This window comes from Pseudogracilibacillus amylolyticus (SeqCode), assembly GCF_051918545.1.
Classification (GTDB): Bacteria; Bacillota; Bacilli; order Bacillales; family Amphibacillaceae; genus Pseudogracilibacillus.
Map to the genome: position 1 here is coordinate 1 of NZ_JBPPZG010000021.1, position 23,822 is coordinate 23,822.

General features: G+C 36.0%; 18 protein-coding genes, 1 tRNA gene and 2 pseudogenes. 14 read left to right on the forward strand and 7 right to left on the reverse strand.

Annotated features, from left to right (window positions below; translation table 11 throughout):
• Positions 1–99 precede the first annotated feature (99 nt).
• Positions 100–927: a TetR/AcrR family transcriptional regulator gene (locus tag ACPYKA_RS04120; RefSeq protein WP_479541117.1), complete on the forward strand. Its 828-nt coding sequence runs from the start codon at positions 100–102 to the stop codon at positions 925–927.
• A gap of 275 nt (positions 928–1,202) precedes the next feature.
• Here ACPYKA_RS04120 and ACPYKA_RS04125 read toward each other — a convergent pair whose 3' ends face one another.
• The 3 genes from ACPYKA_RS04125 to ACPYKA_RS04135 form a co-directional block, all read right to left on the reverse strand.
• Complete coding sequence (locus tag ACPYKA_RS04125; RefSeq protein WP_479541118.1) at positions 1,203–2,174, reverse strand: cyclodeaminase; 972 nt, start codon at positions 2,172–2,174, stop codon at positions 1,203–1,205.
• 206 nt (positions 2,175–2,380) lie between these two features.
• Complete coding sequence (locus ACPYKA_RS04130) at positions 2,381–3,352, reverse strand: pyridoxal-phosphate dependent enzyme (RefSeq protein ID WP_479541119.1); 972 nt, start codon at positions 3,350–3,352, stop codon at positions 2,381–2,383.
• Between the two features lie 27 nt (positions 3,353–3,379).
• Positions 3,380–3,874 carry a DUF3830 family protein gene (locus ACPYKA_RS04135; protein ID WP_479541120.1) on the reverse strand — a complete coding sequence of 165 codons (495 nt, stop codon included), beginning with the start codon at positions 3,872–3,874 and terminating at the stop codon, positions 3,380–3,382.
• A 197-nt stretch (positions 3,875–4,071) separates the two neighbouring features.
• Between ACPYKA_RS04135 and ACPYKA_RS04140 the strand changes: the two genes are divergently transcribed.
• From ACPYKA_RS04140 to ACPYKA_RS04175, 8 genes and pseudogenes are all read left to right on the forward strand, one after another.
• Positions 4,072–4,144: transfer RNA gene (locus ACPYKA_RS04140), tRNA-Val, on the forward strand.
• A 592-nt stretch (positions 4,145–4,736) separates the two neighbouring features.
• On the forward strand, positions 4,737–6,098 hold the full coding sequence (locus ACPYKA_RS04145) for a sigma-54 interaction domain-containing protein (RefSeq protein WP_479541121.1): 1,362 nt from the start codon (positions 4,737–4,739) through the stop codon (positions 6,096–6,098).
• A 195-nt stretch (positions 6,099–6,293) separates the two neighbouring features.
• Positions 6,294–7,586, forward strand: a complete 1,293-nt coding sequence (locus tag ACPYKA_RS04150) for a CitMHS family transporter (RefSeq protein WP_479541122.1) — start codon at positions 6,294–6,296, stop codon at positions 7,584–7,586.
• A gap of 207 nt (positions 7,587–7,793) precedes the next feature.
• Positions 7,794–9,110, forward strand: coding sequence for an acyclic terpene utilization AtuA family protein (locus ACPYKA_RS04155; RefSeq protein ID WP_479541123.1), 1,317 nt, complete (start codon positions 7,794–7,796; stop codon positions 9,108–9,110).
• Between the two features lie 4 nt (positions 9,111–9,114).
• Entirely contained in the window at positions 9,115–9,444 is a 330-nt protein-coding gene (locus ACPYKA_RS04160; protein WP_479541124.1) for an AtuA-related protein, read from the forward strand.
• Positions 9,445–9,645: 201 nt separating this feature from the next.
• Complete coding sequence (locus ACPYKA_RS04165; RefSeq protein WP_479541125.1) at positions 9,646–9,852, forward strand: hypothetical protein; 207 nt, start codon at positions 9,646–9,648, stop codon at positions 9,850–9,852.
• Positions 9,853–9,916: 64 nt separating this feature from the next.
• Entirely contained in the window at positions 9,917–10,120 is a 204-nt protein-coding gene (locus tag ACPYKA_RS04170) for a hypothetical protein (protein WP_479541126.1), read from the forward strand.
• Positions 10,121–10,144: 24 nt separating this feature from the next.
• Positions 10,145–10,393, forward strand: a pseudogene (locus ACPYKA_RS04175) (transposase); the annotation flags it as partial.
• Positions 10,394–10,686: 293 nt separating this feature from the next.
• Here the strand turns inward: ACPYKA_RS04175 and ACPYKA_RS04180 are convergent.
• Complete coding sequence (locus ACPYKA_RS04180; RefSeq protein ID WP_479541127.1) at positions 10,687–12,339, reverse strand: family 14 glycosylhydrolase; 1,653 nt, start codon at positions 12,337–12,339, stop codon at positions 10,687–10,689.
• Positions 12,340–12,601: 262 nt separating this feature from the next.
• Here ACPYKA_RS04180 and ACPYKA_RS04185 point away from each other — a divergent pair, with 262 nt between their 5' ends.
• The 5 genes and pseudogenes from ACPYKA_RS04185 (at position 12,602) to ACPYKA_RS04205 (ending at position 19,098) form a co-directional block, all read left to right on the forward strand.
• On the forward strand, positions 12,602–13,876 hold the full coding sequence (locus tag ACPYKA_RS04185) for an ABC transporter substrate-binding protein (RefSeq protein WP_479541128.1): 1,275 nt from the start codon (positions 12,602–12,604) through the stop codon (positions 13,874–13,876).
• Positions 13,877–13,959: 83 nt separating this feature from the next.
• On the forward strand, positions 13,960–14,820 hold the full coding sequence (locus ACPYKA_RS04190; protein WP_479541129.1) for a carbohydrate ABC transporter permease: 861 nt from the start codon (positions 13,960–13,962) through the stop codon (positions 14,818–14,820).
• Positions 14,820–15,638 (forward strand): carbohydrate ABC transporter permease, encoded by an 819-nt coding sequence (locus ACPYKA_RS04195; protein ID WP_479541130.1) that lies wholly within the window; start codon positions 14,820–14,822, stop codon positions 15,636–15,638. Before ACPYKA_RS04190 ends, ACPYKA_RS04195 begins: the two co-directional genes overlap by 1 nt.
• A 68-nt stretch (positions 15,639–15,706) precedes the next feature.
• Entirely contained in the window at positions 15,707–18,058 is a 2,352-nt protein-coding gene (locus tag ACPYKA_RS04200) for a glycoside hydrolase family 31 protein (protein ID WP_479541131.1), read from the forward strand.
• A 24-nt stretch (positions 18,059–18,082) separates the two neighbouring features.
• Positions 18,083–19,098, forward strand: a pseudogene (locus tag ACPYKA_RS04205) (LacI family DNA-binding transcriptional regulator).
• Between the two features lie 334 nt (positions 19,099–19,432).
• On the opposite strand, the gene ACPYKA_RS04210 reads toward ACPYKA_RS04205, so the two are convergent.
• The 3 genes from ACPYKA_RS04210 to ACPYKA_RS04220 all read right to left on the reverse strand — a co-directional run bounded on the left by ACPYKA_RS04210 (position 19,433) and on the right by ACPYKA_RS04220 (position 23,415).
• The gene (locus ACPYKA_RS04210; protein WP_479541132.1) at positions 19,433–20,692 is read right to left on the reverse strand and encodes a cytochrome P450; all 1,260 of its coding nucleotides are present in this window, start codon (positions 20,690–20,692) and stop codon (positions 19,433–19,435) included.
• Between the two features lie 251 nt (positions 20,693–20,943).
• Positions 20,944–22,614 carry a dihydroxy-acid dehydratase gene (ilvD, locus tag ACPYKA_RS04215; protein ID WP_479541133.1) on the reverse strand — a complete coding sequence of 557 codons (1,671 nt, stop codon included), beginning with the start codon at positions 22,612–22,614 and terminating at the stop codon, positions 20,944–20,946.
• Between the two features lie 120 nt (positions 22,615–22,734).
• Positions 22,735–23,415 (reverse strand): FadR/GntR family transcriptional regulator, encoded by a 681-nt coding sequence (locus ACPYKA_RS04220; protein WP_479541134.1) that lies wholly within the window; start codon positions 23,413–23,415, stop codon positions 22,735–22,737.
• Positions 23,416–23,822: the final 407 nt, after the last annotated feature.

Consider the following 23,822-nt stretch of genomic DNA (forward strand, 5'->3'; position numbering starts at 1 on the left):
TTTTATGATAGAGTGCCTTCTCTTTTTTGGCTAGTAAATAAGGTGAAAATATCCCCCGAGTAAAATATTACACATATAGCCATAGGAGATGAAATAAACATGGTTAAAAAACAATTAATTATGGAAAAGGCATCTGAATTATTTGCCAAACAAGGATTTAAATCTACATCTGTTCAGCAGATAACGGAGCGTTGCGGAATATCAAAAGGTGCATTCTATTTATCTTTCAATTCAAAAGATGAACTAATTTTGGCCTTGATCGAACAGTATATAAGGCAAGCGACTGCAAACTTTGACTACATAGTCAATAATGTGAACAAAGAACGACTTTTATATGAATTTTATCAAGAATCGTATCAATTTTTTTATAAACACGCCAACATCGCTAAAATATTTATTAGAGAAACACAATCTCTTGGCGAAGAACTCATTAACAAAATACACTACTATGATCGACTAAATGAGAAAATTATTATTACGATGATTGAACGCTTATATGGTGAAAACGTTAAAAACTCAAAGTTTGACTTACTTTATTGCATTAAAAATTTCATGACAATGTATGCAGATCTCATTTTATTCGACAATATGAAGTTGGACATCGACAAACTCTCACGTTCATTAGCGGAAAAAACCAATATATTAGCCAATCATATCACTATCCCATTCATTACAGAAAAACAGTTTGAACTATTAAAATATAGAATCGACGTTGAAATAACGAAAGAAGAAGTAATCGATGTTCTTGAACAATGTTTGGAGGAAATGGAAGACTCGATAGAGAAGGAATCACTCATGCTTCTCAAACAAAACTTGCATGACGATAAGTTTTCAATCGCAATCGTAAAAGGGCTAATAGAAAACATCCGCAATCACCCAGATTGTGAATGGAGCACTTATTTGCTGCGGATGTATTATCAATTATAACGGGGTGTACCAAAAGGGAAGTCCGTAACTAAAACGATTTAATCCTCCACTTTAGCGGTGGAAATACTTATTGACTGGTGAGCGACTAAAAGCTATCGCGTCTTTGGAATTAAGACTACACTTACTCGTCCCTCAGAAGTGCATTTGCACAATCGTTCGTCCTCCGGATAATTTTTCCGTCGGGAGACTAACAGCCACCGACGGAAAAGGAGACACGATAAAAGCAAAAGATAGCCTATCGTGAGCAGCTATCATTCTATTACAATGAATTTAGTTTATTTATTACTTTTCACTGTTTCTATTAATTTTTTATATACATATAGAGCAATCTTTGTATCCTGAGCCCCTGTCCCCGTTAAGTCAGTAACAGTAATTGCATCATCCCGATCTCGTGGCTTTTGTTTTTTAGAAGTCAATTGACCAAGTTCGAACACATTCTTTTTATCAATCAGATTCGCCTCAATTGCGTGCTTTAGTTCCCCACACACTTCGCATTGATCTATCACATCACAAATAACGAAATCCGCCATTTGTAAAATTTTCGGATCGAGCTCCTGCTTATACGGCGCATCAGCCCCTATCGCTGTTATATGAGTACCGGGCTGAATCCACTCGCTTTGCAGAACAGGCTCTTCAGCAGGCGTTGTTGTAATAATAAGATCACATCCTCTGGCAACTTCTTCGGGAGAATCTTTAACCGATACGATGATATCCAATTTTTCTTCCATTTCCTGTTTAAATTCCAAAACTCTTTTTTTCGTTTTACTATATATATGTACATGTCGAAAATCCCGAACAAATTTTAGAGCTTCTACCTGATAACGAGCCTGTGCCCCTGCACCAATTACGCCAACGACATCAATCGCTTCATTCGCCAAATAATCCGCGGCAACCGCACCTGCAGCCGCAGTCCTAACATCTGTCAAATACCCATTGTCATATAAAAGTGCTTCAGGCTGACCATTTATCGCACTAATTAAAAACATTAACCCCCCTGTACTTGGAAGTCCGTATTTATAGTTATTAAAAAATCCGGATGATACTTTTAAAGCAAAACTTTCATAACCAGGTATATAAGCAGTCTTAACATCTACTTCCGCCTTATTTTCTGGAATATCTACCCTCATAATCGGAGGCATTTTCACATCTTTTGTGTACAAATCCGTGAAAGCACTTTCAATTTCTTGAATTACAGTTGAATCAATTTGGACGTTTTCCCTGATTTCCTCTTCTGTAAAGATCTTCATAACAGTATCACCCTTCTGTCTTATTCTTAAAACGCACTCACCCTGCATCTTTTTTAGCGACTAAGCATATTGTACGAGCCACTACGCATCTTTTTTTGACACTAAGCATGTTGCACAAGCCACTACGCATCTTCTTTTGACACTAAGCATGTTGCACGAGCCACTATGCATCTTTACCCACATCCGCTTAAACTTTCTTACAAAACTTACAAATATTTCTTACAAACATTTAAAATTACTGAAGTGTCTACATTCTTACCAGTAATCATACAAGCGACATTTTCTCCTTTTACTTGCACTTTCCCACTTAGTATCGCAGCAATACTTGTTGCTGCTGCTCCTTCAATTGCAAATTGATGGTTATTGAGCATATACACCATTCCACGTCCAATTTCTTCTTCACTCAACAATATGAAATCGTCAATTAGATCATGAACCATCTGAAGCGTATATACATTATTTAAACCAATTCCACCTAACAAGCTATCCGCTAGCGTATTCTCTTCCTTTAATACAACTGGTTTTCTTTTACAAATACTTTCATACATAACAGGACTTTTTTCCATGGAAACACCAATAACTTTAATCGCAGGATTGAATTTTTTAAGGACAAAACTTATTCCTGAAAAAAGACCGCCACCAGAAACAGGAATAATTACTTTATCTATTTTGGGCAGCTGTTCAATCAGTTCAATGCCAATCGTCCCTTGACCAACGATAATTTCTGCATCATCAAAAGGAGGAGCTACTGTAAGCCCTTCTTTTTCTTGCAATGAATAAGAATAAGCAAGCGCATCATCTTGATTGTCGCCAACTTTTACTACTTCTGCCCCTAGTTCAGTGAGACGATTAACTTTCGCATCTGGCACACGATTGGAAATGCAAATAACCGCACGAATACCTAATTTTTTAGCGATAAATGCAACCGCAAGCCCGTGATTACCTGTTGAAAATGTAGTTATTCCATGTTTTTTTTCTTCTTCAGTAAGTCCAAGCAACTTATTCGTTGCACCACGAATTTTAAAAGCACCTGTTGCATGTAAATTTTCTAGTTTCAAATAAATAGAAGCATCATGTGCCGCACTTAATGGTTCACTTTTCATCAAAGGTGTTTCCATAACGAAAGGTTGGATCCGCTTTTTAGCACGATATATATCGGGTAAAGTAATCAATGTCATGTGAGACCACCACCCATTTTGGAAAAATTACTTTTCAAAACGTTCATACTTGAGCACTTCATCCTTTGCTCCAGAAAACCAAATATCGTTACAAGCTTTAGCAAATTCAGCCAAATTTTCTTCAATCGTTGCAAAAACATTCCCTGGAACAAAACCAATATCCCCATTCAAAAGCAAGTTATTGCGTCCATAAAACACTGCCAAATCAATAACACCAGGTAGATTTTCAATTCCTTTTTCTTCTTTAAACTTTTGATCCAACACCCCACTATCAAAGTCAAAAAAACATATATCTCCAGGAATTGGTGTAATCGTTGTATTTTCTAAACCCACAGGCGAATTAAAAAAACGCGGAACCATCGTATAAATTTCATTTCTCGCATATTTCGCATGATACACTTGTCCGCTTTGTGGTAAAACATCCCAAACTACCTTGCAAGTTTTCGGAGCATCTTCCTCTAACAATCTAGCAATACAAGATACCCCTCGTTTTTCCAAGCTAATTCTCATGTACTTTGTCATGAAGTAGGTCACCTCTTTTGTTTTGATCATTACATAATTCACTTTTATCATAAGCGAATCTGCTTCAATAAATCGACCTACAAATTGTAAGAATATTTTTACTCAATTTCATCATTTTGAATGAAAAACACTTATTCACTTAAAAATTGACAAACTATTAGATTTTGTATATAGTTATAATTGTTCAAATCACATACGATTCCGTAGCTCAGCTGGGAGAGCGCATGCTTGACAGGCATGAGGTCGTTGGTTCGAGCCCAATCGGAATCACTAGCTGTATTTATAGAGCAGTTCCTTTAAATTAGGAATTGCTCTATTTACTTTTTAATTACATTTTTTCTCCAACAAACACATTTTATTTTTGAGTTTGCTTTATAAGGTTTCAACACAATATAACGCTACTTTATATTCAGTATTTTCTTTTAAAGTAAAAAAGACTTTAGTCCCGCCATGTCGAATTATGTAGCAAAGATATAATATGCAATTCCATTTCAATCGCTGAATCTATGGGCGTTTCACAGAACTTTTTAAGAATAAGAACAACTTTATCTTTCTTCGCATTGTCGTTTTTCCAAGGTAAAAGTACAGATTAACCGATTAGGTATATCGTGCCATAATACATATTGATAATCTGTGTCAAAAAACCAAATGTTGGACAAAAATTACCACTAAATAAATTTCCCTTTAAATTCGTCAGATAAAATAAAAGAAATGTTATAATCTAAAATGAAAACCTTCTCATTTGAGCTCAATATGTATATCTACCTATGACCAAAATATACTTAAACTAAGAACCCCTGGTTTTGCTTGTCCAAAAATAACGATTTATTGATAAATTACTCATCATTGTAGGAGGGATTTTATGCTAGTAGAAACAAATAAAGTTAGTTGGCTCGAAAGTATCATTGAAGCAGTTCATGATGGTATTCTCGTCATCGATGATTCGGGAATTGTTCAATTAATTAATGAAGAATATACAAATATAACGGGGGTCACAAAAGAACAAATTATCGGGAAACCACTCGTCGACGTCCGCCCTGGTGCATTGCTTCCTACTGTTTTAAAAAGTGGAGAACCGAAGGAAGGTGTTTTCCGTAAAGAAAAGAAAATGGAATATGTCGTCGATATGGCACCGATTTACCAAAACGAGAAAATAGTTGGTGCAGTTTCTATTTGTAAAAGTATGCCCGAGCTTTATTTATTAACGAATGAATTGAAGAAAAGTAAGCAAAAAATCAATCAACTAGAAAAAACAGTTGGGCTCATGCATCAAGCGAAATATGCTTTTTCAGATATCGTAGGGGATAATCTTCTTATTCAAGAAGTGATTGATCAAGCTAAAAAAATTGCCCCGACAGATTTAAATATTTTAATTACTGGAGAATCTGGAACTGGTAAGGAAATCTTCGCACATGCCATTCATCAAAAGAGCACCCGGTATACCTGTCCTTTTGTACCAGTAAATTGTGCGGCCATTCCAAGCTCACTTCTAGAGAGTGAGTTATTCGGTTATGAAGAAGGTGCGTTTACAAACTCAAAACAAGATGGAAAAATCGGTCTGTTCGAACTTGCAAACAAGGGGACGCTTTTCTTAGATGAAATTGGCGATATGCCGCTCGACCTTCAATCAAAATTACTACGAGTTTTGGAAGAAGGAACGTTTCGAAAGATTGGCGGATTAACGGAACAACAAATAGATGTTCGTATTATCGCTGCAACAAATAAAGATTTATCAAAAATGGTGCAAAAAGAGCTTTTTCGTGAAGATCTTTACTATCGAATTAATACTGTTCATCTTTCTATTCCACCACTTCGTAATCGAAAAGATGATATTCCAAGGATCGTATCCTATCTAGTGAAAAAGCAAAGTAATTATACTGATTTTCAATTTGACGAAGAAGTAATGAATGCACTTTACCAATATGATTGGCCTGGTAATATTAGAGAATTAAAAAATACAATTCATTATGCGATTAGTATGGCCGATCAATACACCATCACGCGGGAAGATTTGCCACCTTCTATCAAAATAGCTGCAAAGCAAAATAATCCAGCTACTCGTTCCTTGCAGAAAACGTTGATGGAAACGGAGAAAGCTATTATTGTAGAAACACTTCAAAATACGGGATTAACGGTGAAAGGTAAAAAAGCTGCTGCAGATAAGTTAGGTATTTCCTTAGCTTCTTTATACAATAAAATTGCTAAGTTCGAAATTAACTTATAATTTCTAACATTTTAGAAATAAATGAAAAACATTCAATATATTAGAAACTTCCTTCAGGACAAAGATATGAGCCCTTTTGGAAATATATGTTTCTATTCTTTTAGAAATAACACATCTATAAAAGCCTTATTTTAAAGGCTTTTTAATTTGGCACGGTAATTGCATTTATATTTATGTAAAAAGGAGGGTATTAAGATGTTGGCATTATTTGGTTTTTTAACTATCGGTATCTTTTTATACCTAATTCTTTCCAAAAGAGTTTCAGTTATTGTTGCCTTAATTTTAGTTCCACTTATTTTTGGAATATTTACGAGTGATCTTACCGATCTTGGTGAGATGATTTTAGAAGGAGTTTCTGGAGTAGCACCGACAGGAATCATGCTTGCATTTGCTATTCTATTTTTTGGACTCATGAGTAAAGTTGGACTATTTGATCCAGTCATCTCCAGGGTGTTGAAACTAGTAAAAGGTGATCCTATGAAGATTGTCATTGGAACCGCCCTCATCGGAATGCTCACTCATCTCGATGGTTCTGGTGCCTCTACTTTCTTAATTACAATACCTGCATTACTTCCACTTTACGAAAGATTAGGCATGAGTCGTCTCGTACTTGCAGGAGTCGTCGCTCTTAGTGCTGGTACGATGAACATTGTACCTTGGGGAGGTCCGACGGCACGGGCAGCTACAGCTCTCGGCGTAGATACAGCCGATTTGTTTATTCCAGTTATACCCGCTATGATTGTCGGACTTATTTGGGTATTATTTGTTAGTTATATTCTTGGAAAAAGAGAAAAGAAGAGAATAGGAGTTCAAGATTTTGAATTCGATTACAAACAAGAATTAAGTGAAGAAGATTTAAATGCAAGACGACCGAAACTATTCTGGTTTAATGTCGCTCTTACAATTATCACACTAGTTGCTCTTGTTCAAGTATGGCTACCGCTACCTATTATTTTCATGATTGCATTTGCCATTGCACTAATCGTAAACTATCCAAATCCAGCTGAACAACAAGAGCGAATTACAGAACAAGCTACAGGTGTCGTAACCGTAGTATCCATTATATTTGCAGCCGGTATTTTTACTGGAGTTCTTTCTGGTACAGGCATGATTGAAGCGATGGCTGAATCACTCGTAAGCTTCATTCCAGATAGTGCTGGAACTTTTATGACATTAATTGTTGCCATCTCAAGTATGCCACTTAGTTTAGTGTTTACACCTGATGCCTATTACTTTGGAGTTTTACCTGTATTAAGTGAAACAGCAAGTGCTTACGGTATAGCGACTGCTGAGATCGGTCGAGCAGCAATTTTAGGACAGATGACAGTCGGATTCCCATTAAGTCCGCTTACTGCTTCCACTTTCCTTTTATTAGGATTAGCAAAAGTAGATCTTGCTGACCACCAACGTTTTATTTTTAAATGGGCGTTTGGAACAACAATTATTATGACGATTGTCGCATTTATTACAGGAGCTATCACGATTTAATTAGAAAATTTGGCTTTCGCCAAGCTCTTACAGCGAAAGCCTTAGTTGCACTTACGAGTGATTGACGTGCTAGTACTGGCGCCTGAGACAAATCTTTACGGTGGGACGAAAGCGTAGCTACAGTCCCAGGACGCCCGAGCTTTTAGCCAGTGAGCAGTAAGAAAGGATTTATCTTTCTTAATCTGCCAAAACAGCGAAACAAAAGGAGTGTTTATCTTGTTACGAATCGGTTCTGGTGCAGGGTTTGCAGGTGATCGTATCAAACCAGCAAAAGCCCTCGTAGAAGAAGCAAATTTAGACTATCTTATTTTAGAATGTTTGGCAGAACGAACTATAGCACTTGCTCAAAAACAAAAAAGACAAAATCCCGAACTAGGTTATAATGAGTATCTCGAAGAACGTATGCGATATTTGCTGCCATCCTTACTAAAAAATAAAGTTCGCCTCATTACAAATATGGGTGCAGCAAATCCCATAGGTGCAGCAAAGAAAATTTTAGAAATTGCACACGAGATGGGACTAACATGTAAAGTAGCTGCTGTTACTGGTGATGATGTTACAGAGTTGGTAGACTTTCAAGAGAAAAAACTCGAAAACAATCAAAGTATTGACCTTTTTGAACCGATTATTTCCGCCAATGCTTATCTTGGAATTGATGCATTGTTACCTGCATTAGACACAGATGCAGATATTATCGTAACCGGTAGAGTTGCTGATCCTTCCTTATTTCTTGCACCTATTGTCCATAACTACAATTGGGATGTGGAAGATTATGATCTCATTGGGCAAGGTACATTAATTGGACATTTATTAGAGTGTGCAGGACAAGTAACTGGTGGATATTTTGCAGATCCTGGAAAAAAAGATGTTCCCAAACTCGCCGATTTAGGGTTTCCTTTCGCTATCGTTGAACCTGATGGGAAAGCGATTATTACAAAACTGCCCAATGCAGGAGGAACTGTCAATTTACAAACGGTAAAAGAACAACTTTTATACGAGATCCACGATCCTAAAAAATATGTAACACCTGATTGTATAGCTAATTTTTCTACAGCTCATTTAACAGAAGTTGCTAAAGACGAAGTATTAGTTTCTGGAGCCACAGGAGCAAAAAGACCCAATCAATTAAAAGTTTCCGTTGGTTATCACGCTGGTTATTTGGGAGAAGGAGAAATATCCTATGCTGGTTCCACTTCATTAGAGAGAGGTAAACTAGCTGAGGACATTATCAACGAAAGATTAAAAGATAAGGTACCAAATATGAAAGCAGATTTAATCGGAGTTTCTTCCCTTCACCATGGACAGTTCGGTCATCATCATCCTTATGAAGTTCGTCTCCGAGTTGCCTCCTTATGTGAAACGGAAGAAGAGGCAAAAATAATCGGCCATGAAGTAGAGTCGCTCTATACAAATGGTCCAGCAGGTGGAGGCGGAGCTAGAAAAAGAGTTGAAAAAGTCATTGGTATTGTTTCAACCCTTATCGATCGATCCACTATCGAAATCAAGACAGACATATTGGAGTGAGAACATGAGCAAAGTTAAATTATTAGATATCGCACATAGTAGAACAGGAGATAAAGGAAATACGTTGAATCTCTCACTAATCCCTTATAAAGAAGAGGACTATGATTGGTTGGCGAAGGAAGTTACCCCTGAAAAAGTAAAAGACCATTTGAAGCATATTATAAAAGGTGAAGTACAAAGATACGATCTTGAAAACATAAAAGCTTTTAACTTTGTTTGCGAAAATAGTTTAGGAGGCGGAGTGACTACTTCACTTGCGATGGATACACATGGAAAAAGTATTAGTTCCGCCTTTTTAGAAATGGAAATAGAAATTCGGGAAAAAAATAATTAAACTAAAAAAATACCGGGTTATTATAAATCGAGTTTTTAGCTAATCAAAATAAACATTCAATATCAATCTTGAATTATAAACCCAGTTCTGGTAGATCCGTATGATGTGCCCCATAGCCGTCAAGTTAATCTATATACTTTAAATCCCAAGGAATTATTCGTTATTCTTGTACTAGAAAAGGAATAATTCCTTGGGATTAGTATGACTAAGCAATATCACTTTGATTCGTTTGCGAAAAGTGTTCTTGATGTTTTATCTGTCTTTGAAATTCGTAAAACTGCTCGGAAAACAGGATTTGTAAAGCGATTGAAGAAATTGATGCCAGAGGACTTCTTAAATATCTGTGCCTTTTTGCATACAAAAGTTGGTTCTGAAGGGTTAGGTCAGCTCAGTGCCTCCCTCTCGTGAATCAGGGGTATCCATATCAAAACAAGCCTTGCATCAACGGTTAAACGAAAATGGTATGACTTTTTTGAAGCAGATATTTATGCAGTTAGCTGAAAAACAACAGATGTTATCGATTCCTTCCCCATCTGAATATCCTTTTTCACGCATCCGTATCTTAGATGGTACTTCCTTTGAAGTAAAGCAGAGCAACGGGAGTGCTTGGGATGGGGTGAAACTACAATTAGAGTATGAGCTGTATCAAGGGAAATTTTTACACACTTTTTTATAAGGGCCAAGGGATAGTGATCATGATGCGGCTTCTGAATTGGCGGATACGATAGAAGCAGGAGATCTTATTCTGCGAGATCTTGGATATTTCTCGGGAGATCATTTTAAAAAAATAGATCGAGCGGGTGCTTATTATATTACACGAATTCCCTCCAATATGACCTGTTGGACCTGGGACGAAAAAACCCAAAAAGTACAAATAAAACCCGAAGAAGATGCCATGCATTTAGCTCCAGGGGAGATACAAGATTATAGTTCATTCAATTGGGTGTAAAGGGAAAAAATACATTTTGATTGCTTTCTGTGGACGGTGCCCCGACAAGGTATGCCGTTGTTACCCACAAAGGGCGTTTTTAGTCGGTCTTTATTAAATATCTTACTGTGAGTCTCACCGAGGCCTTTTGTCCAGCAGGAGTCGCCACCTTTCGTTTCAATTTTAGTAATGATCAGTTATTTAGGTGAACTACTAATAAATATTTTAGTTTATTGTTCGGATTTTCGATTTGAATTAGTTTTTATGAAATTGATTCTGTTAAATAATAATTTTGTATTTAACGTGATGGTTAACTACCAATATAACGTATAGTCACTGTTTCCAATTGGTGTTACCCATTTATTATTTTCACCAGGTTCCCACTCTCTTATATTGCCCTCTGTATCTTTTATCAATGCTTTAAATTCATAATATCTATCAGCAGCTATATAGCCTTTCCCTCTCCAATCCTTATTAGTATTATCCCAATTTAGTTCAATCATTTCTCCATCTGAATGATTCCACATCCCCATCTCCCAACGACTTCCTGTAATATATACTGTATCCCCAAAGTTTGTAGGGGCATTCTTTACAATGAATTCAACTTCAATCGGGTTTAGCAGTAATATATCTCTAAAATGAACCATTTCATTTGTTGTGGAGCCATCTCTATTTACAATCGTGTTTATTCTTAGCAATGTAAACGCACTAAAATTTTCATTAAACAAATGTTGAGCTATATTATTATACCTTGAAATACTATACTCAGAATCTGTACTTGATATAGCAAGCGCATTTTCACCATTAATTGTTAAACCTTTCTCATTTGCTAGTTTAGAAATAAGCATTACTAATGATTTAGGTGCTGAATAGTATGGATAAACACCAGCATTGCTATCGTCCATTTCTAACGCAGTAAAGGTAAGTTCTAAATTAGTTTCTTTAAATTGATCTAAAATTGCATCATACGAATAATATCCAGCAGAGTATTCTGCCGAATTTGGCATGTTTGGATCTTCCATCTTCCAGTGTATGCCTGCAATTTTTGCCCCTATGGGTACGTTAAATGACGGATCAAAATTATTGTGCGCTAATTCACCGATTAAATCTAAATGCTTCATTAGAATAGTTTGATACCAGGTTAAAAAGTCTTCACCATATTGACTTTCATAAGCTGCTCTACTTGTAAAGAAATTATCTCCATCAGTAGGAGGATGTACTTCATTCCAAGATGTAAGATTCGTTCCCCAAGCATTATTTAGGGTAGATAAACTTTGATATTTACTTTTCATAGAATTTCTAAATTCAGTTATAGCAGTATCAGAATATGCCTGAAATTCACCTCGCTCTGGATATTCCCATCCTGCTGAAGGAACATAGGAAGAATAACGTAACTCTCCTGCCGCACCAGCACTAATATAAATTTTACTAATGATGTCACTATATTCTGAAAAATTTTCAGCAAATGATTGATATAGTTCATCATATTGCTCCTCAATAATATCGCCTGCCCACGGAGAAATCGTCTCTTTATTCACATATCCTGTTTCAGACTTTTGTGTTAAATGGCCTTCCGATGCCAGATTCCAAATCCAATTAGGAATCGGAACATTACAATCATCACCTACATTACCACCGCATTGGTGAGTTGAAATAATTGGAACCCATTTCAACCCTGACTCCCTTACTATTTGAGCATATTGCTTATAATAAGACCAATCAAATTGATTATCTCCGTTCGCTTCAACATCTCCCCACCATATATCTGTAGTTAAGCCATAGACTCCATTCTCTTTTAACGTGATAAGTTGTTTGGAAAAGTCGTTCCAATCATTTACTTTGGAGAGTGGTGCCATTACATATACTTTATAATCTTGATTAATTTCAGCCGATATTGAAATGCCACTACTGTATAACCACCCTATAAAGAATAAGACCGCCAAAAACTTACAGATGCTACTTTTCATAAAATACCTCCTCCTTGTAACCGCTTGCAAATATGTGCAAACGTTATCTCAGTTTTATTCATTTTACATTTAATCACTTTTTATTTCAATAACAACATTAATATTTATCACCTAATTTTATTGACTAATATAATTATTGGTGATATTATAACGTCAATGAAATCGATTGCACAATGATTGCGATGTGACTTTCATGAATAACAACTAGCAAACTAGCATTTCTTTTGTAATCGCTTTCTACAATTAAAAAGGGGTGGTCGACTTGTTTTCAAAAAGGCAAAGGGTTATTTTATTCAGTCTGTTTGCTTGTATTCTTTTGGTAGGCTGTTCTTCAAAATCGGGTGGAGATAGCAAAGAAGAAATTATAATTGATGTGTTCCAATTTAAAGTAGAATTTAAAGAGCAATTCGAAGAATTAGCTAAAATTTATGAGGAAGAAAATCCGGGAATAAAAATTAATATTGATACAGTCGGTGGTGGAACTGATTATGCATCAACACTTAAGTCTAAAATCTCATCTAACGATACTCCAGCTATTTTTAATGTAGGAGGCCCCTCAGAGGTTAATGATTATAAAGACTTACTGGCAGATCTGAGTGATTCCAAAGCCGCTCAAGCCGCATATGATGCAACGTTAACTGGCGTAACAGTTGATGGTGAAATACTAGGACTTCCATACAACCAGGAAGGGTATGGTCTGATTTATAATAAACAGATTTTTGAAGAAGCAGGCGTAGACCCTTCAGCAATTAGCAGTTTTGAAGATCTAGAAACAGCTGTCCAAAAAATTGATAGCCAAAAAGAGGATCTAGGGATTGAAGCCGTAATAGCTTTTCCAGTAAAAGAAACGTGGGTAACTGGAGAACATCTATCCAATGTATTTATTGCGCCGGAATTTGATGGTGATGTTATTAAAACCTTTGAATCAGAAACAGTAGAGTTTACAAAAAGTGATCAAATGAAAGCGTTTATTGACTTGCAGAATGAATACTCCGTGCAGCCAACAATTAGTTTAGATTATTCACAACAAGTCGAAGAATTATTTTCTACAGGTAAAGTAGCAATGATTCAACAAGGTAACTGGGTGTATAGCACTATTCACGAAATGGATCCTGACCTAGCTGAAAATAATCTCGGTATCCTACCTATTCCACTTGATGGTAAAATGAATTTGCCTGTGGGTGTACCGATGAACTGGGCGGTTAATAAACTGAAGGATGATGACATTGTCGAAGCAGCAAAAGACTTCTTGGACTGGATGTATACATCTGAAACAGGCAAAAAATTTGTGTTGGAAGAATTTAAATTTATTCCTGCATATGAAGGTTATGATGCATCCTTAATTGCAGACCCTCTATCTAAAGCAGTTTATGAATATGCAGACTCAGGAAATACAAGTGGTTGGGTTTTTGGCGGTTATCCCTCCGGGTGGGGACAACAAATACTTGGTGCAAACATTCAAAAATACATTGCCGAAGAAGCAACATGGGAAGAGGTGGTTGAAAGTTCTCAAGAAGCTTGGAAACATTCAAAATAATTATTAATAAAAGGAAAAAAGGTGTAGCTTTTGCTATAACCTTTTTCCCTGATGTTAATGTATCCCAATGCAGGAGGTAGAAAATGCGAAACAGAGACACAATATTTTGGTTACTGCTAACACCAGTTATTTTTGCATTGCTTGTTGTTGTTATTATTCCATTCCTGCTAGGACTCTATTATTCTTTTACGGATTGGAATGGGTTTGGAGATGTGCAATTTTTAGGTTTCGAGCATTATATTGAATTATTTAAAGATAAGGAGTTTATGCATTCTTTAACATTTACAATAAAGTTTTCTATTGCTTCCATAGTACTAATAAACCTTTTTGGTCTAGGATTAGCTTTAATAGTTACGACTAATATAAAATCTAGTAATTTATTACGTACAATTTTTTTTATGCCTAATTTAATTGGAGGACTTATTTTAGGTTTTATATGGCAATTTGTGTTTATTAGAGTATTTGCTAGTATTGGTGAAGCTATTGGGATGGAAGCTCTTCAAGGATGGCTAACAACAACGAAAACTGGATTTTGGGGGTTAGTCATATTGATGACCTGGCAACTAGCAGGCTATGTGATGGTTATATACATTGCCTACTTACAAAATATCCCACAAGAACTAATAGAGGCGGCAGATATCGATGGTGCAAATGCATTTCAACGTTTAAAAAATATAAAATTACCACTCATTGCACCAGCATTTACAATTAGCTTATTTTTTACACTATCTAATAGTTTTAAGTTATATGACCAGAATCTAGCTTTAACAAATGGTGCACCTTTTAACTCAACCCAAATGGTTGCAATGGATATTGTAAATACTGCTTTTGCACATAATCAAATGGCCTATGCACAATCAAAGGCTGTCATCTTTTTTATCCTTGTAGCTATTATAGGTCTTTCGCAAGTTTCATTAAGCCAAAGACGGGAGGTTGAGATGTAGTGAGCTTAAAAAGAAAAAAGTTAGTTATTTCCATAATTGGCATTTTTCTTGCTTTAATATGGATTTCACCATTTTATTTGATGATAACAAATAGTTTTAAAACAAAACAAAATATATTTACAGATACTCTTGGCTTACCGTCTGATTTTACTTTCGCCAATTTTATAGAAGCGTTTGATCGATTACAATTCGTCAAAACTTTCTTTAATTCAGTTATTATTTCGACGGTTAGTATTATAGTTATTATAATTTTCGCTTCGATGGCTGCTTATGCCCTCAGTCGAAATCAAAGTAAATTAAGTAATTTTATTCTATTATTAATTATTTCCGGTATGCTAATTCCGTTTCAATCTGTGATGATTCCTTTAGTATCTATTTTTGGTAAAGCAAATATGCTGAATCCAATAGGCTTAATTTTTATGTATTTAGGCTTTGGCTCCAGTCTATCGATCTTCTTATACTATGGAGCGCTTAAAAATATTCCAAAGGCGCTAGATGAAGCTGCAACTATTGACGGTTGTAATAAATTCCAAACATTTTGGTACATTATTTTTCCGCTATTAAAACCAATATCAATTACAGTTGCAATCTTAAATGTCATATGGATTTGGAATGATTATTTATTACCTTCCTTAGTCATAAGTGGAAGTGACTATGAAACAATACCACTGAGATTATATTTATTTTTTGGTGAATATACAACACAATGGCATTTAGCTTTAGCTGGACTAACGATATCCATCTTACCTGTTATTGTCGGCTATTTCTTTGCACAAAAACAGATTATTAAAGGTGTTTCTGAGGGATCCGTTAAATAAAATTATAGTAAATACTAACCTACAACAATTATTTAGAAAAATAAACTTTTGATACAGGAGGCACAACAATGCTTGAAGATAGTAGCTTTGCAATTCATCCCGGGAAGGATACACAAAACGAATCAGCAATTTATCAAGATATCGGTAACTTATTAAAATATACTTCAATAGATAACGGATATAAATTTATATGTGAAAACGGTCAAGTTATAACCCAATTTTATACGAACTCAATTGTTCGAATTGTAATGAATCAATATGATACACCGAAATTGAGTGGTTCCAAAGCAGTTATCGTACATCCAGAATTGGTAGAAGTAAAAAAACAACTTTATAATGACCTTATTACTTTAGAGACTGACAAGATTCAGCTTCAAATAAAGAAATCCCCATTTCGCTTAACAGTTGTCGATAAAGACGGTCATATACTAATTGAAGAAGGTAAACGCGGCATGGCATATCAGCATAATGGCAAAGTCGCTGCCTTCAAAAAGATGAACGAAAATGATCATTTTTACGGTTTTGGTGAAAAAACTGGCCATTTAAATAAACAGGGCGAAAAATACGAGATGTGGAATACAGATGTCTATGCACCACATAATCCTGAAACAGATCCTTTATATGAATCAATTCCTTATTTCATGACTTTACGGAATGGTCTTGCACACGGAATTTTCTTTGATAATACATTCCGAACCGTCTTTGACATGAAATCTGATTCTGATTATTATTCTTTTGAGGCAGATGGCGGACAGCTTGATTACTATGTTCTTGGTGGATCCACACCGAAAGCGGTATTAAACCAATATACTTATCTTACTGGAAAAATACCTTTACCACCCAAATGGGCGCTCGGATACCACCAATCTCGGTACAGCTATGAAACTGAAGCGGAAGTAAGGGAATTAGCAGACAATTTCATAAAGCGAAATATCCCTATTGATGTCATTCATCTCGACATACATTATAAGAACGGATATCGTGTCTTCACGTTTGATAAAGAGCGGTTTCCTAATCCTAAACAATTAATTGCAGATTTAAACGATATGGGTATCCGAATCGTTCCAATTGTAAATCCCGGAGTAAAAAAAGACCCTGAATATAAACTATATCAAGAAGGAATTAAGGGAGAACATTTCTGTAAATCTGCGGAAGGCGATATTTACCTCGGGGAGGTCTGGCCAGGAATAAGTGCTTTTCCAGATTTCACAAATGAAAAAACTCGTGAATGGTGGGCAAAAAATCATTCATTTTACACAAATTTAGGAATCGAAGGTATATGGAATGATATGAATGAACCAGCGGTTTTTAATGAAACAAAAACGATGGATATAGAAGTTATGCATCAAAATGACGGCAATCCAACGACACATCGTGAACTTCATAATGTTTACGGGTTTCTAATGGAGAAGGCTACATATGATGGGATGAAGAAACTTCTTAATGGAAGACGTCCATTTTTATTGACTCGTGCCGGCTATTCAGGTATTCAGCGATATGCTGCAGTTTGGACTGGAGATAACCGAAGCTTTTGGGAACATTTACAAATGTCTTTACCAATGATTATGAACCTCGGTCTATCTGGCATACCTTTCGCCGGACCAGATGTGGGTGGGTTTGCCCATGATACTAATGCAGAATTATTAACCCGCTGGACACAGGTAGGAACTTTTACGCCTTTTTTTCGAAATCATTCAGCAATCGGCTTTCGTCATCAAGAACCATGGCAATTTGGCGAAAGATATGAGGCTATTATGAAAAAATACATCCAAATGCGTTATGAGTGGCTACCACAACTTTACTCATTGTTCTATCAAGCATCCAAACAAGGTATTCCAGTATTCCGTCCTTTATTAATGGAATATCCAAATGATGTGAAGACGTATAATTTAAACGATCAATTCATGATCGGAGACAATGTAATTGTTGCGCCAATACTAACCCCTTCGACGACAGATAGAGCTGTTTATTTGCCTATTGGCGAGTGGGTGGAATTTTCTTCAGGAAAAATATATCAAGGCGAGAAGGTCCATTTAATCCATGCAGAGCTTGAGGAAATGCCAATCTTTATAAAGAGAGGTTCTGCGATTATGCTCACGGAATGGATTTCTAATCTTAATAAAACGCCGAAAACTATGACAATGAACATATATGCTAGTGAAGATAATGAAAAATATCAATTTAATTTCTATGATGATGATGGTGAATCATTTAATTATGAGCATGGTGAATTTTTATATTTAAATATGGAAATCGAATCTACAAAAGAGTATATTTCAATCGATGTATTAAAAAAAGCTGGTCACTTTTCTCCTGAATATGATGAGATTAAAATTAACTTTATTGGGAGAACCAAAGATCAACATGTTATAATCAATGGTAACCAAATGAACGATGGCATTATTTCTTTAAATAATTAAAAGTAAATGTAGAGGATGGATAAAATGGTGACAATCAAAGATGTGGCAAAAGCAAGCGGGGTATCCCCTCTACTGTATCAAGAGTGATTGCCGATAATCCAAGAATAAGTGATAATACAAAACGAAAAGTACGTAAAGTGATGAAAGAACTCGGCTATCATCCAAATATTAACGCCAGAAATCTTGTTGTCAAATCAACAAATGCAATTGGAGTGATCATGCCTTCATCAACGAGCAAAGCCTTACAAAATCCATTTTTCCCTGAGGTACTGCGCGGAATTGGTTCGGTAATCCATCAAATGAAATATTCCATGTCTCTTTCGACTGGAGAAACAGAGGATGAAATTTTCGAAGAGGTACAGAGAATGGTATATGGAAGCTATGTTGATGGAGTTATTCTACTGTATTCTCGGCTAAATGATCGAGTAACAAATTTTCTACTCGAACAAAAATTTCCCTTCGTTATGGTTGGAAAGCCATACGAACGGGAAAATGAAATTACCTTTGTTGATAATGATAACATTCGTGCAGGTAAAGAAATTACCGAACATCTTATTGAACAAGGGCACCGAAAAATAGCATTTATCGGTGGTTCAACCGATTTATTTGTAACAGTAGACCGAGAAGCTGGCTATACAGAAGCATTGGAAGCCGTTGACATAAAAAGAAATGAGAACTACATAACTTATGCGGAATTTCTACAATCAGGTGGTCAAGAAGCGGTTGAAAATCTGTTGTCACTAAAAAATCCACCTACCGGAATAGTAGTAAGTGATGATCTTATCAGTCTTGGTGTAATAAGTAAGTTAGAAAAATCCGGTTATCACGTGCCAAAAGATATATCACTTGTTAGCTTTAACAATGTGTACTTATCTGAATTGATACAGCCGCCGTTAACGACTGTGGATGTGCAGATATACCAATTAGGTGCTCAATCAGCAAAAGCTTTAATAGAGCAAACAATGAATAAAGATGAACCGGCAAAGCGGATTATTATTCCACATAAAATAATTTATAGAAATTCGGTAAGTCAAATTTAAGAAGAAGCCTCTTATAGGGCTTCTTTTTTATATAGTCGTGAATCAAGGTTGGAATTCATTAGTGCTTCTTTTCCATTTTGGAAGAAAATTTTCTTCTTCGCATAGAATTGATACAAAAAATTTACCACTCGTTACGTTTACTACTTGTCATTTTACTTCTTTAATCTTGTCGTATTTTATAAACCAGAGTTTTATAAACATCGTTTAATGATATTTTTTGGGCCGTCTGCAACAGCTTTTTATTTCATTTTTCTTTTGTGTAAATCATTAACGTCAAGGAGCTAAGAATGATTCTTTACGGTTCAACTGGTACAAAGACAACTTTGTTTTTTATTTAAATACATCGAACATCCTGTATTATAAATCCACTTTTTGGTACACTAGGCATTCGCCGGACGCTCAGATTGAGATTTTGTTTAGGCACTGTATAATTCATTTTATTGACCATGATATCTAGGCATGTTTTCATCACTTCGATTGTTAACCATTCACCTGCACACCGATGCCCTGTTATATAATCGCCTCCACCTTGGGGAATAAAATCAAATGGACTTTTATCCCAGTCTTTAAAACGGTCAGGATTAAAGTTATTTGGATTTTTCCATAAGTCCGGGTGATGGTTATTACCATACACATCTAAGAACACAAGCGTTCCTTCCTTGAAATCATGTCCTCCCCATAGAAAATCTTTTTTTACAATGGCGGGAACAAGCGGAAAAAATGGATAATACCTCCGAACTTCTTGAACGAACATTTTGTAATTTATCTCATCAGCTGCTTTTAGTTTATCTTTTTCATCTGGGAAATCATGAAGGGCCAATGCGCTCAACACAATATAAACGGAAACAGCAACGGTTGGGCGTAATAGATTTAGTACCTCAACAGCTGCGGTATGTTTCCTTAAAAGACTTCCATCCAAGTCACGATGCATCGCAATCTGGTATAAAGGTGTCGATTCGGATGCAACACTTTCTCCTGTTCGAATAGCTTTGATTAGATCTTCCATCCAGCTCTCTAAGCGCTTACGTGAATTCTTACCCTTCATATGCTTTATACCAATTTTTCCAGCTGATTCAAATAAATCTCCAAATTGCTCACTTAGTGTCCCTATATCTTGATCATTAATTGGAACACCTGTCCAACGACATATTGCGACGCTAAGTACTTTTTTCACTTCTTCATAAAGTACAACGCTATCTTGTTGTTCCCATTTGGGGAGCTGTTTCATCCATTCCTCTTTTACCAGTTCAGAAATCTCCTGTAAACGGGCTTTGGACATAAAATTCATGAACATTGTTTTACGGTGTTCATGTGCATTACCATCAAGTGTCTGAACACCATTTTGACCGAATAAAGTATTAAGTACACGACTTGGCGCGGCACCATGACGTTTGAACTTTTCGTTATCATAAAACACTTCAGCAGCTTCTTTTCCTGCCATGCAGACAACCTGCTTTCCACCCAATAGACGGGTTTTAAACATATCTCGGTTGAAACGAATTCTGCGATTAGTGATGTATAAGTAACCTTCATTTAAAAAAGCTATCGTATTGTCTGGTCCTTCATCGTAAGGCAATTCTTCACGATATGGCATTTTATCCCTCCATCCAACTGAGAACGACGTGAAATTCTTGCTTGAATTTATCTATTCCCAATTTTGTATATCCTAAACAGATTCAGCCAAATAACAGACCACTATAAATCTCTACGATGCCTTTTCATCCCAACAATTTATTAAAAAAAGAAAAACCCGCCAATAATGGTCGGGTTCAATCCTTAGAAAATTCTACTACTCATTGAGTATTTCTATTTCTAGTCAACTATGAATCTTCTTCTCTATAAATATTAAATACTCATAATACCGCCTTTAGAAGCATTCGTAACGAGTTTAGAATATCTTGCTAACCAGCCTGTTTTAATCTTCGGTTCAAATTCTTTTAAGTTTTTACGGCGTTCTTCCAATTCTTCGTCAGATACTTTTAAATTCATTGTTCGACTTGGCAAATCAATTTCAATCACATCACCATTTTCGACTAATGCAATTGGGCCACCTTCTGCCGCTTCTGGTGAAATATGGCCGATTGAAATTCCTCGAGATGCTCCACTGAAACGTCCATCTGTAATAAGGGCAACCTTTGTTCCAAGTCCGCGCCCCATGATTGCAGATGTTGGTGCGAGCATTTCTGGCATACCAGGTCCACCTTTTGGTCCTTCGTATCGGATGACGACAACGTGTCCCTCTTGTACTGTTCCATCATCTATTTTCTCTTGGGCTTCATCTTGGGAATCAAAAACGATTGCTTCTCCAGTAAATGTTTTGATCGATGGATCAACTGCTCCAACTTTAATAACAGAACCTTTTGGAGCGATGTTTCCATAAAGTACAGAAAGTCCTCCAACTGGACTGTATGGATTATCTTTTGTACGAATTACTTCTGGATTCGTAATATGGTGGTCTCCTACAAGGTCACCCATCGTTTTTCCAGACACTGTTATACGTTCTGGATGAATTGCACCAGGGATTTTTGTTAATTCATTAATAATCGCTTCTACTCCCCCGGCTTTATTAATATCATCCATTGAGATATCAGATGCTGGCATGATTTTCGCCAAGTATGGAACCTTTTCTGCCACTTTATTAATATCCGCTAAGTCATAATCAATTCCTGCTTCATTTGCAATGGCTAATGTGTGTAATACCGTATTTGTTGAGCCACCCATTGCCATATCAAGCGCAAATGCATCATCAATTGCTTCTTTTGTAATAATGTCGCGTGGCTTTACATCTTCTTTAATCATGCGAACTAAATGTTTGGCTGCTTCTTTGACTAACTCTTTACGCTTGTCGCTTGTTGCAACAATCGTTCCATTACCAGGAAGAGTAACACCTAACATTTCCATGAGACAGTTCATAGAATTTGCAGTAAACATTCCTGAACAAGAACCACATGTCGGACAAGCATTCATTTCAATATCTAATAATTCTTCATCGGACATTTGCCCTGACTTATGCGCTCCAACACCTTCAAACACAGATGTTAAGGAAATTTGTTTTCCTGTTGAACTCACCCCTGCCTCCATCGGTCCACCCGATACAAAAACAGAAGGGACATTCGTACGAGCAGCTGCCATCAGCATACCTGGTGTAATTTTGTCACAGTTTGGAATGTAAAATACGCCGTCAAACCAATGTGCGTTAATGACTGTTTCCGCAGAGTCGGCAATCAGTTCACGACTCGGTAACGAATAACGCATACCAATATGTCCCATTGCAATACCATCGTCTACACCGATCGTATTAAATTCAAACGGAATACCGCCAGCTTCAATAATCGCTTCTTTTACGACATCTGCAAACTCACGTAAATGCACATGTCCCGGAATAATATCGATGTAGGAATTACAAACACCAATAAAAGGTTTTTCTAAATCTCTCGGTTTTACTTTACCTGTTGCATACAAAAGACTACGGTGAGGGGCACGGTCAATTCCGATTTTAATCATATTACTTCTCATCTGAACACACACCTTTAATTTTAAAATTATTAAATCTATTTTAAATCCTATGTTGTCTACTGTCAATGACGTTGTATGACAAAATTAGGTTCAACCATAATAATTTACTCAAATATGCTATTATTCAATTCCTAAATCTTTCATCGCGTGCAATATGTGAATTTTCATTGCACTTCTTGCTCCCTCTGGATTCCGTGATTCCATAAACTCCATAATCATCTTATGGTCATTTATCGTATCTTTTGCAACTCGTTCATTTTTTTGCGATAAAATTACCCCTTTATTAATCGCTTGAAAAATAACCGGCATTAACTTATCCATAAATTCATTATGAGTGGCCTTGGCAATCGCTTTATGGAATTTCTGTTCAACATCTGTTCGATCCTGACCAAGGTTAATTTTCTCTTCAATTTGCTTACCATACTCTAAAATACGTTTTAACTCTGCATCAGTAGCTCGTATTGTAGCATAATATGCAGCTTCCGGCTCAAATATTAAGCGCATTTCATACAAATCTTTCGCATTAATCCTTGCATTTGAAAGAGTATTAAATGATTTCATATTATTACTTAAATCAATATCTTTTTTAACAAATGTACCTTTTCCTCTTTTAATTTCTAATATGCCATTAGTGACCAAAATTCTAATTGCTTCACGTAGTGTCGTTCTGCTAACAGTTAGCTCCTCAGATAATTCGATTTCGTTCGGGAGCTTATCACCTGGAGCGAACTTTTTTTCAATCGTAATCATAAACAATATATCGTCAGCAATACTATCGGAAAGTCTTTTCTTACGATTCATATATCAAACCATTCCTTAATTTTCTTTTTAGAGGATGTTCAAAAAGTCCGGTAAAAATGACACTGCGAATTTCTTCGTTGGCTTGCTTCTCCGCTGCTCATGTATCTAAATGCATACATTCCGCTGCTCGAAGCTTCGCCGCCTCGAACTTCTTGGTCCTTTTTATCCTCCTTTTTGAACACGCATTTTTAGTATAGCATAAGTTGTCTACTATGAATGCGTTGTATGCTCTCTCTTTTATGTTATTAAAACTTGGCTAAAATTATTTTCTCCAAACCATAAGCACCATTTCGGATTTTTCTTTGCTACCTTTTATACTAATTTTATCGTTTTTAAAATTCTATCCCCATTGTTCTTAATTAACAAATTGATGGTAACCAAGTATAATTGTTAGTAATAATAAATAG